This is a genomic window from Bacillota bacterium (assembly GCA_013178045.1).
In the GTDB taxonomy this organism is placed as follows: domain Bacteria; phylum Bacillota; class Ch66; order Ch66; family Ch66; genus Ch66.
This window is the reverse complement of sequence record JABLXP010000004.1, coordinates 53,978-70,268: the sequence shown is the minus strand read 5'-3', so window position 1 is coordinate 70,268 and position 16,291 is coordinate 53,978. Positions and strand designations below refer to the sequence as shown.

Here is a 16,291-nt window from a genome sequence, read left to right as displayed (position 1 = left end):
CCTAATTTTTTATTGCCGCTGTCCTGATGGAGGTTGAAACTCGACCGTGACAATGCTCCCCGTCTTGACAACAGTTCCCGGCTCGATATGTTGCCGTGTGGCCATCCCTGTCCCCCGAGCATCCAAGCGCAGCCCGATCGCCCCCAAAATTTGGGCCGCTTCGCGCATGGTCTTACCAGTTACATCTGGTACAGTCACGTTCTGAGGCATAACCGCCTCACCCCTAACCGGTCCGAGATAGAGGAGCACACTGGTCTTAGGAGCAACCTCGGCTCCACTCAACGGAGTCTGACCCCAAACCCGCTGTCCTTCGCCTTCAACAATCGCTGTCAGGCCAACTTTAGTCAGCATTCCTACCGCCTCATCGAGCGACAAATTGATCACATTGGGAACTGATACCAATTTTTGCGCTGGTTCACCCACACTCCCCTGGCCAGACTCACCCTGTGCCGGCACCTGCAGGTAGCGCAAGGTATCACAAACCAGTTCCTTAAATACCGGGGCCGCGACCCAACCACCATAGTAAGGGTAACCTTTCGGCGCGTCAATCACGACCAGCGCCGCGATCCGGGGATTATCCGCCGGCGCAAAACCGATGAAAGAAGCCACGTACTCATTGGCCAGGTACCCACCACCGGGAGCAATTTTTTGCGCGGTGCCCGTCTTACCGGCCACCCGGTAACCTTCCACGTAAGCGTTTTTCCCAGTGCCGTCTCTGACAACTCCTTCCAAGATCATGCGGAGCTCCTGCGCCGTCTCTTTCGAGATGACCTGCCGCACCGGCTCAGGCTGTACTTCTCGAATTAGTTTGCCTTCTTTATTGTAAATCGCCCGAACAAGGTGGGGTTTCATGTACAAGCCATCATTGGCTATGGCTGAAATAGCGCTAATCATTTGGAGCGGGGTAACGGCATTGGCCTGACCAAACGACATAACGGCCAAGTCAATTTGTTTGGCTCGCGCCTGCGGCACCAGGATTCCCGCCGCTTCCCCGGGGAGATCGATACCCGTCTTCTCACCGAAATTAAAGGCGCGGACATATTTGTAGAATTTGTCCAAACCCAAACGCAACCCAACGGCAACAAAACCCACGTTACAAGAATTATATACCACCTCACGGAAACTCTGGCTGCCGTGCGCTCGATTCTGAGCGCAACCGATTGTTTCCTTCCCGACTTTAATATACCCGGGATCGTAGAAACGGTCATCCGGACGAACAACCCCTTCCTCTAAGGCAGCCGCTGCGGTAACAATCTTGAAGGTTGATCCTGGTTCATAACTGTTGGAAATAGCGATATTGCGTCGATTAGCCGCAGGAAAGTCGTTGTAGTTATTCGGGTTATAGGTCGGTCGGTTCCCCATGGCCAGGACTTCACCCGTTTTCGGGTCCATGACAATGATCGTCGCGCTTTTCGGTTGGCGGGCAGCGACAATTTTATCCAGTTCGCGTTCAACGATGTACTGGATGGTCTCATCAATCGTCAGAACAATATTGTGTCCGTCCTCTGGTGGAATGTACTTGTGGATCGCCTCAGGGATCTGCCGTCCCATAGCGTCATGCTCGATTACGATTCGGCCGGGAATCCCCCCCAATTCCTTATCGTACCACTTGTCAATTCCCTCTAAACCGGTGTTATCGGCGCCAGATATCCCCAAAACATGAGCCGCCAGAGAATCTTTCGGGTAAAAACGCTGGCTCTTCTCGGCGAATCCAATTCCGGGCAGGTTTAAGGCTTTGATCTGCTGTACTTGATTGGGAGGGACTTTCAGTTTAATCCATTCGTGACGGGAGTTGCGGGTGATCTTTTCCCAAATTTTTTGTTCATCCATCTCCAGGATCTCAGCCAGCTTTTGCGCAATGTATTTGTCTTTTTGGGAGTGCTTCACTTCTGCCGGGATGGCATACAAAGCATCAGAACTAATACTAATAGCCAATTCCCGCCCATTGCGGTCATAAATAATGCCCCGTTTGGCCTCAACCGGTACGTCCCGCATACGGTTATTCAAAGCTCGTTGCTGTAGTTCACTGCCCCGTACGATCTGGATCCATCCCAGACGCAAGGCAAGGCCCGTGAGTACCAGGCCTAGTATTAAAAACAAACTGGTTATTCTTTTTTTTACCACGACCGTTGTTGTTGTCAATTACCCTCGCCCCTTTTGGTTCCGCTCGGGCTTGCCATTTTAACAACAGATTTGGGTCTAATGTGTGGTTACCGACCGCGCTTATCCCTGTCTGAATATCAGCGACTTGGTAAACTGGCCACCATCTGGGCTGCCGCCTCAATTAATGGATGGCGATTCTTGGTCGGCGCTTCAAGCGCACTGGCCGCTTGTTTATTAGCCGCCAACGTAGAAGCTCCTTTACCCGGACTCACCGGCTGGTTACGTGCCACCTGCAGCATTTCAACCTCTTGCGGTTTTACCATCCCAAGACGAGTAGTGGCTACCTGTTCAATCCGGTCCAAGGACTTGAGCCGGGCAACCTCCAGTTCCAGGTAAGCATTCTCCTTCTTGATCGACGCTATCTCGTTCTGGAGGGCAACGACCTGATAGCCGAGCCGAACGGAATATAAATAATAAAAAGTCAAAACCAGGCCAAACACAAATCCGCTTAACACCGCGCCAACTAACAGTACTTTCAGTCCAACCTTCCGCCTGTGTGTAAGTTTAGCCCGTCGCTGAGGTGTCGGATTGTTCCTGGACAGTTCATAGTAATCATATCTCTGCGGCGCTACTATCAAGATTATTCACCCTCCTTCTAGTTTAGAACTAGCCTCGCCGGTATCGTCATGGCTATATTCGCTCCGCCACCCGCATTTTCGCGCTGCGGGACCGGGGATTTTTCTCAACCTCTTCGGCCGAAGGAACAACCGGCTTCCTAGTAAGCACCTTTAACAACGGCTGACGGTGGCAAGTACAAACTGGTAACCCGGGTGGACAGATACACATCTGCGCCCCAGCCTGAAAAACTTGCTTAACCAGCCGGTCCTCCAGAGAATGAAAAGAGATCACCACTATCCGTCCTCCCGATTGCAGCAGTTGAATGGAATCGTTTAAGGCTCTCTCCAGCACCCCTATTTCGTCATTGACGGCAATGCGTAAGGCCTGAAAAGTGCGTCGTGCCGGGTGCGGGCCAGTCCGCCTGGCTGCGGCCGGGATAGCAGCTTTAATTACCCCTACTAATTCACCCGTAGTCAAAATCGGTTTATACTTTCTTCTAGCGACGATGAACTCGGCGATCCTTTTTGCCCATCGTTCCTCACCGTAGTTGGTGATCAGTCGGGTTAAATCCTGGACAGACAGTTTATTCACCAGTTCAGCAGCGCTAGGACCGTCTTCAGGATTCATACGCATATCTAACGGGGCATCTTGTTGAAAGCTAAAGCCTCGCTCACCTTCATCAATTTGATAAGAAGACATCCCCAGATCAAACAAAACACCGTTTATCGCCCCAATGCCTAATTCCTCAAGAACCTCTTTGATTCGCGCAAAATTGGTCTGCACCAGGGTAACCCGTTCATCGGCCAACTTCTGCCGCGCCGCTGTTAGAGCAGCCGCATCCTGATCCAGTCCGATCAGACGCCCATTCCGGCCGAGTCGCCGTAAAATTTCCCAACTGTGCCCGCCGCCACCAGTGGTACAATCAACATACACACCAGCTGGCTCAATTTTAAGCCAATTAATCACTTCCTTTAACATCACCGGTTGGTGATAAAATTCCATCGGTCTCCTTCTCCACCTTGATTCATTAACAAATATCATTATGTTTAGCATAACCGCAGGACATAATTAAATCCCTAAATCAACGATCTTTTCGGCAATTTCTTCGTATGACTGTTCGGCCTGCTGGCTGTATTTCTCCCATTCTTCCTTGCTCCAGACTTCTACTCGGGTAGACACCCCGATAATCACAACATCACGTTCAATTCTCGCAAACTCCCGCAGGTTACCTGGTAGGAGGATCCGCCCTTGCTTATCAACCTCACACTCGGTGGCCCCCGAAAAGAAAAACCGCACAAACGCCCGTGCGTCAGCTTTAGTAAAAGGAAGGGTTTTCAACTTCTCTTCAATTACCTGCCACTCCGAGAGGGGGTATAAAAACAAACAGTTATCCAAGCCCTTGGTCGCGATAAATCTATCACCCAGGGCTTCGCGGAACCGTGCCGGGATTATTAACCGTCCTTTGGGGTCTATGGAGTGCTGATACTCCCCCATAAACATACCCGTTCACCCCACCGCGAGGACAATTTCCTCCACTTTCCACCACTTTATACCACTATATTCTACTTTCGCATGTAATCTCCTGCTGCTGTATAACTTTTCCTAAATCTTTTTTCCAGACAAAAACGCGTGTCACTAAGATTTTTCGCGCTCCTGCGGTATTTTTCATAAGAAAAGCAGTTAAAAATGATGCGTAAGTCCTGGGACCTAAACCCAAAAAGCCATCAACAACAGCGGGCCAGAAAAATACCAAGCCCCTAGTCTTCCCACCAGGCTCTTGGTTACCGTAAATAAATTTTTATCAACAGCAACAGACCATATAAAAGACCAAGATCCTGGTCTCTCCACCAGGATCTTGGTCACCGTAAATGTTTTATTCCTGTATCCGTTTATGCTCATGTTACCGCCCAGACACAAACTCTACAATCGATACACTTCTTCACCACTTAATGTACGAATTCCCTTTTCGTTCAAAATCACCATGGCGGCGGCCGGGTTTTCCACCCGGAAAACCACCAGGGCATCGTCCGCTGGTTTGGACACAAAAGCATAGAGGTACTCAATGTTGATCCCGGCCTCGCCCATCGCTTCCAGCACGGTAGCCAGGCCGCCCGGCGAATCCTGAACCTCCACGGCGATAACCTCAGTCTCACTCACCGTAAAACCGGCTTCCTTTAGAACCTGATAAGCCTGCTCCGGTTGATTGACGATCAACCTCAGAATCCCAAAGTCCGCGGTATCCGCGATCGACAACGCCCGGATATTGATCCCGTGATCTCCCAAAACCCGCGTGACGCGTGCCAAGCGTCCCGCCTTGTTCTCTAAGAAGATGGAGATTTGTTTTACAGTCATCCCGCGCCCCCCTTTTATTTTTTTATTTATTTCTACTTTTAGTATACTACACGGTAATCGTCTTTACCTCACCTTTCAGGTAACACGGTTAGACTTTCTGTTTTCAGGTTTCCATCTTTGGAGACCTGGCAGCCCAGCCCAAGTAAAGGGCATTCCTGACAGGTCGGTTTCCTGGCGCGGCAGAGTCGATTGCCCAGGGCATCAATCAAGGCATGGTATTCATTAAACAGCTTAACATCGGTTGGTAGATGGTACATAAAGAAACGCTGCATCTCCGCATAGCTTACTTTCGGCTCAAACACACCCAGCCGCTGAAAAATCCGGTGGGTGTAGGCATCGATCACAAAGATCGGGTATTCGCCCGCATACAAAAGAATCGAGTCGGCTGTCTCGGGCCCTATGCCGTTCAGGCCCAGGAGTTCTGGACGTAGTTTGGCTAATGGCTCAGTAAATAATCTGGCCAAACTGCCCCCGTATTTCTCCACCAGGAAATTAATGAAAGCCTTCAGCTTCTTTGCCTTGGCCCGGTAGTACCGGGTGGGGACAATCAGGCTGGCGATTTCTTCAACTTCGGCCTGGTGCAGGCCCTCCACACTGAGTAACCCGGCCTCTTTCAGATTGGCGATGGCTTTTTCCACGTTCCGCCAGGCCACCGACTGCGTGAGGATCGCTCCGACCACTACTTCAAAAGGCGTCTCCGCCGGCCACCAGTGTCGGGGACCAAAATGATTATAGAGTCGGGTGTAGACCTCCATGAGGAAGTCACCCGGGGAAACCTCCTTTCTTCCAACCACCATCTCCGTCAGAGTCTTCTCCTTCCTCTTCATCTGCAAGTTGTCCCCCTGAATTTTTCGAGAGACTGGTCAAACCATCCGCCCTTTATCAGGACATGACGACAACCAGGCAGACCGTATCACCAGTTATATGTCCTGGCCAGCAACATTTTACCAGATCATAACGCCCCTTGATCATCTTTCCCACCAGATTTTACCCTGGGAAGCCGCCCGGCCTGCCGAGCCGCTTCGCGCAGAATAAACTCGATCTGGGCGTTTACACTCCGGAATTCATCAGCTGCCCAGCGCTCCAGCACTTCATACAGTTTGGAATCAATTCGTAACAGAAAACTTTTCTTCGTGGCCATAATTCTCGCCAGCTAATACAAACTTCCAGTATTTATTACGGGCTGTGCCGCCCGATCAGAGACAATTGCCACCAATAGATTATTGATCATGGCGACTTTTCGCTCTTCATCAAGTTCAACCGTACCATCCTGCTGCAGTTGAGTAATCGCCATCTGGGCCATGCCCACGGCGCCTTCAACAATCTTCTGCCGTGCTGCCAGGATCGCCGTTGCCTGTTGCCGTTGCAGCATCGCGCTGGCGATCTCGGTGGCGTACGCCAGATGAGTCAGGCGCGCCTCCATAACCTCAACGCCGGCCACCGTCAGCCGTTCCTGGAGTTCACGGGCCAGTTCACCCGCTACTTCGTCAGCATTTCCCCGCAACGAGTATCCCTCATCCTGAAAAATATCGTATGGATACTTGGTGGCAACGTGACGCAGGGCAGCTTCGCTTTGGATTTCGACGAACTTCTCGTAATCATCGACATCGAACATGGCTTTAGCCGAATCAATTACCTTAAAGACCACCACGGCAGCAATCTCGATGGGATTACCCTCCACGTCATTCACTTTCAATGTTTTACTGTTAAAGTTGCGCACCCGCAAGGAGACCTTTTTCTGTACCGCTAGTGGAACATTAAACCAAAAGCCGCTGTCCCGGATGCTGCCGATATAACGGCCGAAAAAAGTCAATACTTTGGCCTCATTAGGCTGAACAACATTGATGCCCGTCGCCAGCAGAATCGCCAACACCACCGCGACCACCCCGGCCACAATTTCCTGCTGGATGAAAAAGTAAATCGATCCCCCAAGCAGCAAGAGAATCATCGCCAGCGGCAGAAACCCGTTAATCCGCCAAGCCTTCTGTTCCGTCAAAATAATCCCCTCCATCTTAGTATCTTATTGATATTGCCATGATATCATTTCTGGTGTAAAAAGTAAATTGCCAAATTTATATGGTGCAGACCGTTGGCTATCTTAAGCCACAAAAAAAGGAAACCCCACCCATGCCGTGGGGCCGATGTTTTGAACCTGCTCTCGGCAGGTGGGTGCCCTCCTGAGTGTCTTTGATGTCCCCTCGCTGGGGGCATATCAGCCACAGCCAGAGTCCAGGCTCCCTATGTGTTGGTGTTGGCTCAAAACTTATCGGCAGCTTCACGAACACAGTAGGGCGTTAACCTACAAACGTTCAATTTTTCCATCTCAATATTACCATAGTCCCAGGCCTCATTCAAGTGCCAAGTACCTCTAACCCTTTGGGTTCCAGCCTTTTTCAAAATTACACGACCGGGACCAAACACCCAGGTTGTTTCTGAAAGCCTGCTCTGAGTCCATTCACTTTTTGACCGCTACGTCGAGCCGAATGTGCAGTTCCCTGACTTGTTTGGGTGTCACTGGCGATGGTGCCCTGGTCATTAAGTCAGTCGCGCTCTGGGTCTTAGGGAAAGCGATTACATCCCGAATGCTCTCCCGACCAGCCATCAGCATGACCAACCGATCCAACCCAAAGGCGATTCCACCATGAGGAGGAGTTCCATACTCAAAAGCTTCCAGCATAAACCCAAATTTCTCCTGAACCTCATCATCAGTTAAACCCAAAAGGCGGAACATTTTTTCCTGAATCACTCGACGGTGAATCCGGATACTTCCTCCGCCAACCTCAATTCCGTTCAAGGCTAGGTCATACGCCTTCGCCCTGACCTTGCCGGGATCAGTATCCATCAACGGAATGTCCTCATCTACCGGGGAAGTAAATGGATGGTGCATGGCCACCCAGCGTTTTTCTTCGTGGTCGTATTCTAGTAATGGGAATTCCACGATCCAGACAAATTTAAACTCATCCCGGTCGATCAGGTTTAAGCGATTCCCCAGTTCCAGACGGAGATGGCCAAGGGCGTCAGCCACCACCCCTGGCTGGTCAGCGACAAACAGCAACAAGTCACCTGGTTTGCCCTCCAAACGCTGGATTAGTGTCTGCAACTGCTCCTCGGTAAAGAACTTGGCAATCGGCGATTTGACTCCTTCCGCCGTTATCTGCATCCAGGCCAGACCTTTTGCTCCATAATTTCCCACAAAGCTGGTTAAATCATCCAGTTCTTTACGGGAGAAGCTGGCGCAGCCCACAGCATTTATGCCTTTGACCTGGCCGCCTTCCTTCAACGCATTGGTAAACACCTTGAACTCAACATTATTCACCAGATCAGAAACATCTTTCAATTCTAGACCAAACCTTAAGTCGGGCTTGTCCGAACCAAAACGATTGATCGCCTCTTGATACGTCAGTCGTGGAAATGGCGTCGTTAATTCTCTGCCCAGGGCTTGCTTGAAGATGTGCGCCACCAGTTGTTCCATCAAACTCAAAATCTCATCCTGGTCTATGAACGACATCTCTATATCCAGTTGAGTGAACTCAGGTTGGCGGTCGGCCCGGAGGTCTTCGTCCCGGAAACACCGCACGATCTGGAAGTATTTCTCCATCCCCGCCACCATAAGAATCTGCTTGAAGATCTGTGGTGACTGGGGCAATGCATAAAATTCGCCTGGGTGAACCCGGCTGGGCACAAGGTAGTCCCGTGCCCCTTCCGGTGTGCTCTTCGTCAGCATAGGGGTTTCGATTTCGAGGAAACCCCGCTGGTCGAGAAAATCACGCATTGCCTTGGTTACTCGGTGGCGCAGGATCAGATTGCGCTGCATTTCCGGCCTTCGTAAGTCCAGGTAGCGATACCGCAGGCGAATAATCTCATCGACGTCAATCCCATCCTCAATGTAGAATGGCGGAGTCTTTGCCTTATTAAGAATGCGGGTTTCCCTCGCATAAACCTCAATTTCACCTGTAGCTAGGTTAGGATTAACCGTACCCGCCGGGCGCTGTCTGACCTCTCCAATTACAGCCAGCACATACTCACTGCGAACGATTTCTGCTTTGGCAAAGGCCGATTGGCTCACCTCTGGGCTGAATACCACCTGTACCAGACCCGACCGGTCGCGCAGGTCAACAAAAATAAGTCCTCCGTGGTCACGCCGCCGCTGAACCCAACCCATTAATACCACTTTCTGTCCAACTTGAGCACTGGTCAGTTCACCACAGGAATGAGTTCTTTTTAACCCCTGGATTGATTCACTGGTTTCAGTCATCTTCTTGACTCCTCCCACCATTTATATTAAATCAAGTTCCTTCTGCAAATCGTCTTCGAGCCGCGACCTGAGCTGATCAGCCAGATCAGCCAATGGTAACTCCACCTGAGCACCCGTTGCCATCTCCCGTACAGTCGCTACCCCTCGACTCAACTCGTTGTCACCAACTATCACAGTATATTTTGCTTGATATTTATTGGCATACTTCATCTGCGCCTTTAAACTGCGATTTAAATAATCCATGTCCGCTCTGACCCCGAGCCGACGGAGCGCAAACAAGAGAGGAAATACTCGCGACCGGGCGGTTTCCCCCAGGGCAGCAATGAAAACATCGAAATTAGTTTCCACTGGCAGGTTGACCCCTTGCTGCTCCAAGGTCAGCAAGATGCGCTCCAGGCCCAGGGCGTAACCAATGCCGGGCAGCGCCGGCCCACCGCATTGTTCCATCAAGCCATTGTATCTGCCGCCACCCCCGATGGAACTCTGCGCCCCAATGTCCTTCGCCACGATCTCAAACGCGGTATTGGTATAGTAGTCCAGGCCGCGGACCAATCGCTCATTGACCACGTAAGGAATATTTAATAAATTTAAGTACTTCTGGACGGCAGCAAAGTGGGCCGCACACCCAGAGCACAAGCACCGGGTTGTCGTTGGGGCCTCTCTGGTTAAAGCCTGACAGTGTTCGCTCTTGCAGTCGAGAATCCGCATCGGGTTACGCTCGAATCGACCACGACAGTTTGGGCAAAGATTCTCCAGGTGCGGCTGCAAGAAAGCCTGCAGGGCCTCCCGGTGTTTTCCTCGGCAGTTTGGGCAACCGACGCTGTTAATCTGCAGTTCCAGGTCAGTTAGTCCTAAACGGTCGTACAAATCCATGGCCATGGCGATAACTTCCGCATCTACCATGGGGTCATTCGACCCAAACACCTCAACCCCAAACTGGTGAAACTGGCGGTACCGCCCCGCCTGGGGACGATCATAGCGGAACATCGGCCCGATGTAAAATAATTTAGTGGGCTGGGGTTGTGCCTGCAGTTTGTGTTCCAGAAAGGCCCTGACCGTTGGCGCTGTCCCCTCTGGGCGCAAGGTAATGCTGCGTTCTCCCCGATCTAAGAACGTGTACATCTCCTTTTCGACGATATCGGTAGTTTCACCTACCCCACGTTGAAACAACTCGGTATGTTCAAAAATTGGCGTCCGGATCTCAGCATACCCATACTCCCGGCAGAGTTCACGGATCTGTCTCTCCAGGTATTGCCATTTTTCGACCTCTCCTGGCAAGATATCATTTGTCCCTCGCGGACCGGTTGTTAACAAAGATACCCCTCCCTATCCTCAGCTATAATATAATAAAATATAAAATAAAAGCCCCTCATGCCAACACTAAACTTCGTGTAGGGACGAGAGGTCTTCCCGCGGTGCCACCCTAATTGAATAACCTATCGGTTACTCCGCTTCCAGCCGGTTAACGGCGGCCACCCGAGTTACCTTACTTGCTTTTTAACCTCTTTCAGGCAACCCACTCCCAGGTGTTTTTCACCTGGCCGACGTCGAGAGTCACTTTCAGTCACGGTGTCTCCTCCCTGGCGACGCAGTTCCAAGCTACTCTCCTGATCATCGCATTCAAATTTAACAAATTGCTACCATAGCAGTATTGTAGCCGAAGGGAAATTGGTTGTCAAATATTCATTAAGTTAAAAACAGCCACCACCAGGGTGACTGTTTATGAAAGCTATTTCTTTTCCGGGATCGCTTCGCCGGCTTCTGTTCCAGGAATCAGGTCAGGTTCTGGAGACAATGGTCCCCTTGGTTTGACCTTTTCGGCGGTCTTCTTCTTGCCATTAACATCCTTCTCTCTCTTCGCCACTTTTCTTCTCACCTCCTAGCTTTAGTGAAATTCGATATCTACCCGTCTTCTCGTTTCTGGCCTGGCTTTGGGTATTCTCACTTCTAATATACCATTCCTATAAATTGCTTTCGCTTCCTCTGATATCACCTTGCTGGGCAAAGCAACTGACCGTTGAAAACGACCAATAAATCTCTCCCGACGGTACATTTGTTCCTCTTGCACTTCGTTGGTGCGATTGATACTTCCACTGATGGTCAATATATTGTCGTCAACATCAATATGAACATCCTCTCGCCTTTCCAGACCTGGAATCTCGCAAGCAGCAATCACCTCACTCTCTGTCTCGTACACATCAATTCTCGGCTCGGCCACGGCCGGCGCAAATGGGAATCGTCAGGTCTCGTTAAAAAATCTGTCCATCTCTCTCCGCCATTGATCTAATTGTCTAAAAGGCTCGTATGGAATTAATGGCATTTCACTACCCCACTTTCGCGCAGTTTTTTCACTATGTATTTTGGACATTTTACTGATTAATATGCATCGACACATAAATAAACAAGTAAATGGGACTGAACAACTGTTCAGTCCCAAGTTATACAATACATGTATCAGTAATACACATTTTTAATAATCTATCTCTGGATTGTATGGCGCCTTAGGTGACTCCTTTTTCGGAGCATCAGTAACCAGTGCTTCGGTCGTCAACAGCATCGAGGCGATACTGGCCGCATTCTGCAAAGCACTGCGGGTCACTTTTGCCGGGTCAACGATACCCGCTTCAACCATGTCGACAAATTCTTCTGTAACCGCGTTGAAGCCAATTCCTCTGGACTGCCCCTTGATTTTCTCAACAATGACCGAGCCCTCAACACCAGCATTGTTGGCAATCTGACGCAGCGGCTCTTCCAGAGCTCGGGCAACAATCCTAGCGCCTACCGCCTCATCACCCTCAAGCTTCAAGGCCTGCACGGCCGGGATGACGTTGATCAGTGTTGTTCCGCCGCCAGGGACAATCCCCTCTTCAACCGCAGCCCGCGTGGCATTCAAGGCGTCTTCTACTCGGTGCTTCTTCTCCTTCAGCTCGGTTTCGGTTGCTGCACCAACCCTGATCACGGCCACGCCGCCCGCCAGCTTACCTAATCGTTCTTGCAATTTCTCTCGATCATACTCGGACGTGGTTTCTTCTAACTGGGTCTTGATCTGCTGGATTCTCACCTTGACGTTATCCTTGGAACCGGCCCCCTCAACGATGGTAGTCTTCTCCTTGGCAATTTTGATCTTCTTCGCCTGACCGAGCATGTCAAGGCCAACATTTTCTAGTTTAAAGCCGGCATCTTTGGAAATAAAGGTTCCACCTGTCAAGATCGCGATATCCTCCAGCATGGCCTTGCGGCGATCTCCGAAACCAGGAGCTTTGACCGCTGCTACCTTTAAAGTCCCCCTAATCTTGTTGACAACCAGGGTAGCCAGAGCCTCGCCTTCCACGTCCTCAGCAATGATCACCAGAGGCTTACCTGTGCGGATTACCTTTTCCAGCACCGGTAACAAATCATTTAATGAAGAAATCTTTTCCTCGTAGATTAATATATAAGGATCTTCAAACTCGGCTTCCATCGCATCCGTATTGGTGATAAAATAGGGCGATATGTAGCCGCGGTCAAACTCCATCCCTTCGACAACCTCAACCGTGGTTTCCGTCCCCTTCGATTCCTCGACGGTGATTACCCCGTCCTTGCCCACTTTATCCATGGCCTCGGCGATCAGTTCGCCAATGGTCGTGTCATTGGCAGCAATGCTCGCCACGTGACCAATCGCTTTTCTGGTTTCGACTGGGATACTGATTTTTTTGATCTCCTCTACTGCTGCTTCAACAGCTTTATCAATCCCACGTTTAATGAAGATCGGATTGGCCCCTGCCGCTACGTTCTTGAGGCCTTCCAGAACAATCGCTTGCGCTAAAACAGTAGCTGTCGTAGTCCCGTCGCCGGCTACATCATTAGTCTTACTGGCTACTTCCTTACAAAGCTGCGCACCCAGGTTTTCGTATGGATCGGCCAGTTCAATCTCTTTGGCCACAGTTACACCGTCTTTAGTAATCAACGGAGAACCAAACTTCTTTTCAATAACCACGTTTCTGCCTTTTGGTCCAAGGGTTACCTTGACCGCATCGGCAACTGTATTAACTCCCTTTTCCAAGGCTTTACGCGCTTCTATCTGGTAAGCCAACTGTTTCGCTGCCAAGACTAAATGCCTCCTTTCTGTATTTTAAAAAATCAAACTTTAAATATCGCTAAGATGTCACTTTCCCGCAGGATCAGGTATTTTTCGCCGTCTACCTTCACTTCAGTACCGCTATACTTGGCGAAAACGACCCTGTCCCCAACTTTCACCTCAGGAGCAATAGTAGTGCCATTATCTAGCGTCCGACCTGGACCCACCGCGATCACCTCCGCCTCCTGAGGCTTTTCCTTTGCTGTATCGGGTAGAATAACCCCACCAGCGGTTTTCTCTTCTTTTTCCACAACTTTTACCACTACCCGATCAGCCAGGGGTCGAAGTTGCATTGACTTCACCCCCCTCGGCGCATCTTGTTAGCACTCGTTCAGTTTGAGTGCTAACAATTATATGATAATACATGTCTAAATTGGTTGTCAATGGGTATCCCATTTGCATATCTTGCCATGCTACCTGTTTTTTTACAATTTACAATAAATAACAAGCACCTGGCCTTGACGTTGTGCCTCTGGTCACGTCAGCAGATACGCGGCAGGTGTTCCCCTTCCAGCATACCAAGAATGCGCTCGGCCCCGATCTCGGTTTTAAGTACAACCATTCCTCGAGGCTCGGCCTTAACCTCCCCTATAAGGGCAGCGTCGGCAGCCTCTGGTATTTGCCTTAACGCAGTCAGTACCTGCGAGGCAGCATCAGAGGAGACAATAATCACCATTTTTCCCTCGTTGGCCAGGTAAAGGGGATCCATACCTAACATCTCGCATGCTCCTCTAACAGCCGGAGCAATCGGTATATCTCTTTCCCGTATGTGGAAACACGTCCCCGATTGCTGGGCCAACTCATTCAAAACAGTGGCTACCCCGCCCCGGGTGGGGTCGCGCAAACACTTAATCGCCGGACCATAAGCTCTGGTAACTTCCCCTAACCGGATCAGAGGACGACAGTCACTTACAACAGGGGTAGTAAAACTCAAACCCTCGCGCTGAGCCAGGATGGCAAGCCCATGGTCACCTGCATTTCCCGTGAGGATGACTTTGTCTCCTGGCTCGATTCGTTGGGGTTGGTATTCGATACCAAGAGGCATAAATCCTACTCCGGTAGTCGTAATAAAAATACCGTCAGCACTTCCCCTTTCCACTACTTTGGTATCGCCGGTAACCAGCTTCACCCCGGCCTGACTGGCTGTTTGGGCCATGGAGTCGGCCAAAGCCTCGAGATCGGCAATCTTGAAACCTTCTTCGATTATAAAGGCTGCCGCTAAATAGAGGGGAACTGCACCTATTGCAATCAGATCGTTTACCGTTCCCGCTACTGCCAATTTACCTATGTCGCCGCCAGGAAAGAAGATAGGGGTTATTACAAAAGAGTCGGTGGTCACAGCGATGTGCTTACCGGGGAGGGAAAGGACAGCCGCATCGAGTAGGGGCTCCAGAGCGTGATTCGTCCACTTTTTCTTAAACACCCGCTCTATCAATTGTTGAGACATCTTGCCCCCGGCCCCGTGCGCCAAGAGTACTCTTTCGTCGCTCATTCTGTTCACCTCTTACTTTTTTCCGCCTTCTTTAATTAACTCTTCGACCGTAGCGGTAATAAGCGGCACAGGCTCCTTCTTGAGAGACCATGCAGGGACCAATCGGAGTACTGGGAGTACAATACCTTCCGAATAGTGGACATTCTAAAGGAGTTATCTTACCCTTTAAGATTTCCCCGCAAGAACATCCCCTGGTTGGCCTTTCAGGAAACTCGGGTAGTGCAAATTTAACACGTGCATCCCAAGCCTCATATTCCTTTCTTATAGCCAAACCGCTGGCAGGGATAGACCCTAATCCCCTCCAGCGCGCTGTCACAGGCTCAAAAAACCGGTCTATCATCTTTTGCGCCACTACATTGCCCTGAGGTTTTACAACCCGCCGGTACTGGATCTCGGCTTCGCTCCTGCCCTGCTTTATTTGAGTCAGAATCATATAGATCCCCTCTATGATATCCGACGGCTCAAAGCCGGTAACCACACATGGGCGCTTGTATCTAGCCGCCAATTCCACATAAGGCGATATACCGATAACCGTCGATACGTGTCCTGGGCAGATGAGGCCGTCCACCCTAAGTTCTGGATCAGAAAAGAGAACATTAAGAGCTGGCGGTACCAGCTTATTTAAAGACCATACCGAATAGTTCTTTATGTCTTCGGTGGCTGCCATTTCAATGCTGGCAGCTACCGCTGGGGCCGTTGTTTCGAAGCCAATACCCAGGAAAACCACTTCACGACCGGGATTAGATCGTGCCAGCGCTACTGCATCTAAAGGCGAGTAGACTACCCGTATGTCGGCCCCACGGCTTCTTTCCTGGGCCAAGGAACTCTCACTGCCCGGTACCCGCATCATATCGCCAAAAGTAGCCAGGATAACCAAGGGTTCGCGGGCCAAAGCGACTACGGCATCGATATCCGCCTGTGCCGTCACGCAGACGGGACAGCCGGGTCCTGAAATAAGCCGGATGCCTTTCGGCATCAATTCCTTTAGGCCGCTGCGGGCAATGGCCATGGTGTGCGTCCCGCAAACTTCCATTAAACTAAGTTCCAGCTTTTCTTTCCTAATTTCCTCTAAGAGATAGGTGCTGTGAAGATCAGTATTCTGCATGACCATGCAATTCCTCCAGTATACGCGTTGTCTCCTCCGCCCATTCAGGGTCTATTATCTCCATGGCAAAACCAGCATGAACCAGCACGTAGTCGTTCTCCCTTACCTCCGGCGTAAAGCGCACGCTTATCTCGACCAGATTGCCTTGTACATCGACTACAGCCATGGACTGTGGTAGTATTTTAACAACCTTAGCAGGTACACCTAGGCACATCCTATCCTATCCCCCCATCTATCAAATCCGTTAGT

The 16,291-nt window shown here is 50.5% G+C and carries 15 protein-coding genes, 1 other RNA gene, 1 pseudogene and 1 other annotated feature; all 17 genes and pseudogenes read right to left on the bottom strand.

The genetic code is table 11. The annotated features are described in order from the left end of the window. Window positions 1-9 precede the first annotated feature (9 nt). Entirely contained in the window at window positions 10-2,142 is a 2,133-nt protein-coding gene (locus HPY81_03750; protein NPV26571.1) for a stage V sporulation protein D, read from the bottom strand. A gap of 98 nt (window positions 2,143-2,240) precedes the next feature. Then, on the bottom strand, window positions 2,241-2,741 hold the full coding sequence (locus tag HPY81_03745; GenBank protein NPV26570.1) for a septum formation initiator family protein: 501 nt from the start codon (window positions 2,739-2,741) through the stop codon (window positions 2,241-2,243). Window positions 2,742-2,793: 52 nt separating this feature from the next. Beyond that, window positions 2,794-3,723, bottom strand: a complete 930-nt coding sequence (rsmH, locus tag HPY81_03740; GenBank protein ID NPV26569.1) for a 16S rRNA (cytosine(1402)-N(4))-methyltransferase RsmH — start codon at window positions 3,721-3,723, stop codon at window positions 2,794-2,796. Between the two features lie 66 nt (window positions 3,724-3,789). After that, the gene (gene mraZ / locus HPY81_03735) at window positions 3,790-4,221 is read right to left on the bottom strand and encodes a division/cell wall cluster transcriptional repressor MraZ (protein ID NPV26568.1); all 432 of its coding nucleotides are present in this window, start codon (window positions 4,219-4,221) and stop codon (window positions 3,790-3,792) included. 420 nt (window positions 4,222-4,641) lie between these two features. After that, window positions 4,642-5,073, bottom strand: coding sequence for an ACT domain-containing protein (locus tag HPY81_03730; GenBank protein NPV26567.1), 432 nt, complete (start codon window positions 5,071-5,073; stop codon window positions 4,642-4,644). Window positions 5,074-5,141: 68 nt separating this feature from the next. Continuing rightward, on the bottom strand, window positions 5,142-5,870 hold the full coding sequence (locus HPY81_03725) for an endonuclease III domain-containing protein (GenBank protein NPV26566.1): 729 nt from the start codon (window positions 5,868-5,870) through the stop codon (window positions 5,142-5,144). A gap of 155 nt (window positions 5,871-6,025) precedes the next feature. Then, entirely contained in the window at window positions 6,026-6,214 is a 189-nt protein-coding gene (locus HPY81_03720; GenBank protein NPV26565.1) for a hypothetical protein, read from the bottom strand. 12 nt (window positions 6,215-6,226) lie between these two features. After that, complete coding sequence (locus HPY81_03715) at window positions 6,227-7,069, bottom strand: SPFH domain-containing protein (GenBank protein ID NPV26564.1); 843 nt, start codon at window positions 7,067-7,069, stop codon at window positions 6,227-6,229. Between the two features lie 118 nt (window positions 7,070-7,187). Continuing rightward, window positions 7,188-7,369: non-coding RNA, 6S RNA (gene ssrS, locus HPY81_03710), on the bottom strand. A 159-nt stretch (window positions 7,370-7,528) separates the two neighbouring features. Beyond that, on the bottom strand, window positions 7,529-9,328 hold the full coding sequence (aspS, locus tag HPY81_03705; GenBank protein ID NPV26563.1) for an aspartate--tRNA ligase: 1,800 nt from the start codon (window positions 9,326-9,328) through the stop codon (window positions 7,529-7,531). A 21-nt stretch (window positions 9,329-9,349) separates the two neighbouring features. Then, a complete protein-coding gene (locus HPY81_03700) occupies window positions 9,350-10,642 on the bottom strand; it encodes a histidine--tRNA ligase (GenBank protein ID NPV26562.1) in 1,293 nt (430 codons plus the stop codon). Window positions 10,643-10,718: 76 nt separating this feature from the next. Beyond that, window positions 10,719-10,952 (bottom strand) — a binding site (T-box leader). 261 nt (window positions 10,953-11,213) lie between these two features. Next, window positions 11,214-11,648 (bottom strand): annotated as a pseudogene (locus HPY81_03695) (Hsp20/alpha crystallin family protein). A 150-nt stretch (window positions 11,649-11,798) separates the two neighbouring features. Next, window positions 11,799-13,415, bottom strand: a complete 1,617-nt coding sequence (gene groL / locus HPY81_03690) for a chaperonin GroEL (GenBank protein ID NPV26561.1) — start codon at window positions 13,413-13,415, stop codon at window positions 11,799-11,801. A gap of 32 nt (window positions 13,416-13,447) precedes the next feature. Continuing rightward, entirely contained in the window at window positions 13,448-13,738 is a 291-nt protein-coding gene (gene groES, locus HPY81_03685) for a co-chaperone GroES (GenBank protein NPV26560.1), read from the bottom strand. Between the two features lie 188 nt (window positions 13,739-13,926). Continuing rightward, window positions 13,927-14,937, bottom strand: coding sequence for a hydrogenase expression/formation protein HypE (gene hypE / locus HPY81_03680; protein NPV26559.1), 1,011 nt, complete (start codon window positions 14,935-14,937; stop codon window positions 13,927-13,929). Window positions 14,938-14,968: 31 nt separating this feature from the next. After that, window positions 14,969-16,042: a hydrogenase formation protein HypD gene (hypD, locus tag HPY81_03675; protein ID NPV26558.1), complete on the bottom strand. Its 1,074-nt coding sequence runs from the start codon at window positions 16,040-16,042 to the stop codon at window positions 14,969-14,971. Beyond that, the gene (locus tag HPY81_03670; protein NPV26557.1) at window positions 16,029-16,256 is read right to left on the bottom strand and encodes a HypC/HybG/HupF family hydrogenase formation chaperone; all 228 of its coding nucleotides are present in this window, start codon (window positions 16,254-16,256) and stop codon (window positions 16,029-16,031) included. The genes hypD and HPY81_03670 overlap by 14 nt, the downstream gene beginning before the upstream one ends. Window positions 16,257-16,291 lie beyond the last annotated feature (35 nt).

Excerpts from the sequence above, each read along its gene's own strand:
- HPY81_03670 (NPV26557.1), bottom strand. The coding sequence starts at position 16,256 with ATGTGCCTAGGTGTACCTGCTAAGGTTGTTAAAATACTACCACAGTCC.
- hypE (NPV26559.1), bottom strand. The coding sequence starts at position 14,937 with ATGAGCGACGAAAGAGTACTCTTGGCGCACGGGGCCGGGGGCAAGATG.
- rsmH (NPV26569.1), bottom strand. The coding sequence starts at position 3,723 with ATGGAATTTTATCACCAACCGGTGATGTTAAAGGAAGTGATTAATTGG.
- HPY81_03725 (NPV26566.1), bottom strand. The coding sequence starts at position 5,870 with ATGGTGGTTGGAAGAAAGGAGGTTTCCCCGGGTGACTTCCTCATGGAG.
- aspS (NPV26563.1), bottom strand. The coding sequence starts at position 9,328 with ATGACTGAAACCAGTGAATCAATCCAGGGGTTAAAAAGAACTCATTCC.
- HPY81_03730 (NPV26567.1), bottom strand. The coding sequence starts at position 5,073 with ATGACTGTAAAACAAATCTCCATCTTCTTAGAGAACAAGGCGGGACGC.
- HPY81_03720 (NPV26565.1), bottom strand. The coding sequence starts at position 6,214 with ATGGCCACGAAGAAAAGTTTTCTGTTACGAATTGATTCCAAACTGTAT.
- mraZ (NPV26568.1), bottom strand. The coding sequence starts at position 4,221 with ATGTTTATGGGGGAGTATCAGCACTCCATAGACCCCAAAGGACGGTTA.
- groES (NPV26560.1), bottom strand. The coding sequence starts at position 13,738 with ATGCAACTTCGACCCCTGGCTGATCGGGTAGTGGTAAAAGTTGTGGAA.
- hypD (NPV26558.1), bottom strand. The coding sequence starts at position 16,042 with ATGCAGAATACTGATCTTCACAGCACCTATCTCTTAGAGGAAATTAGG.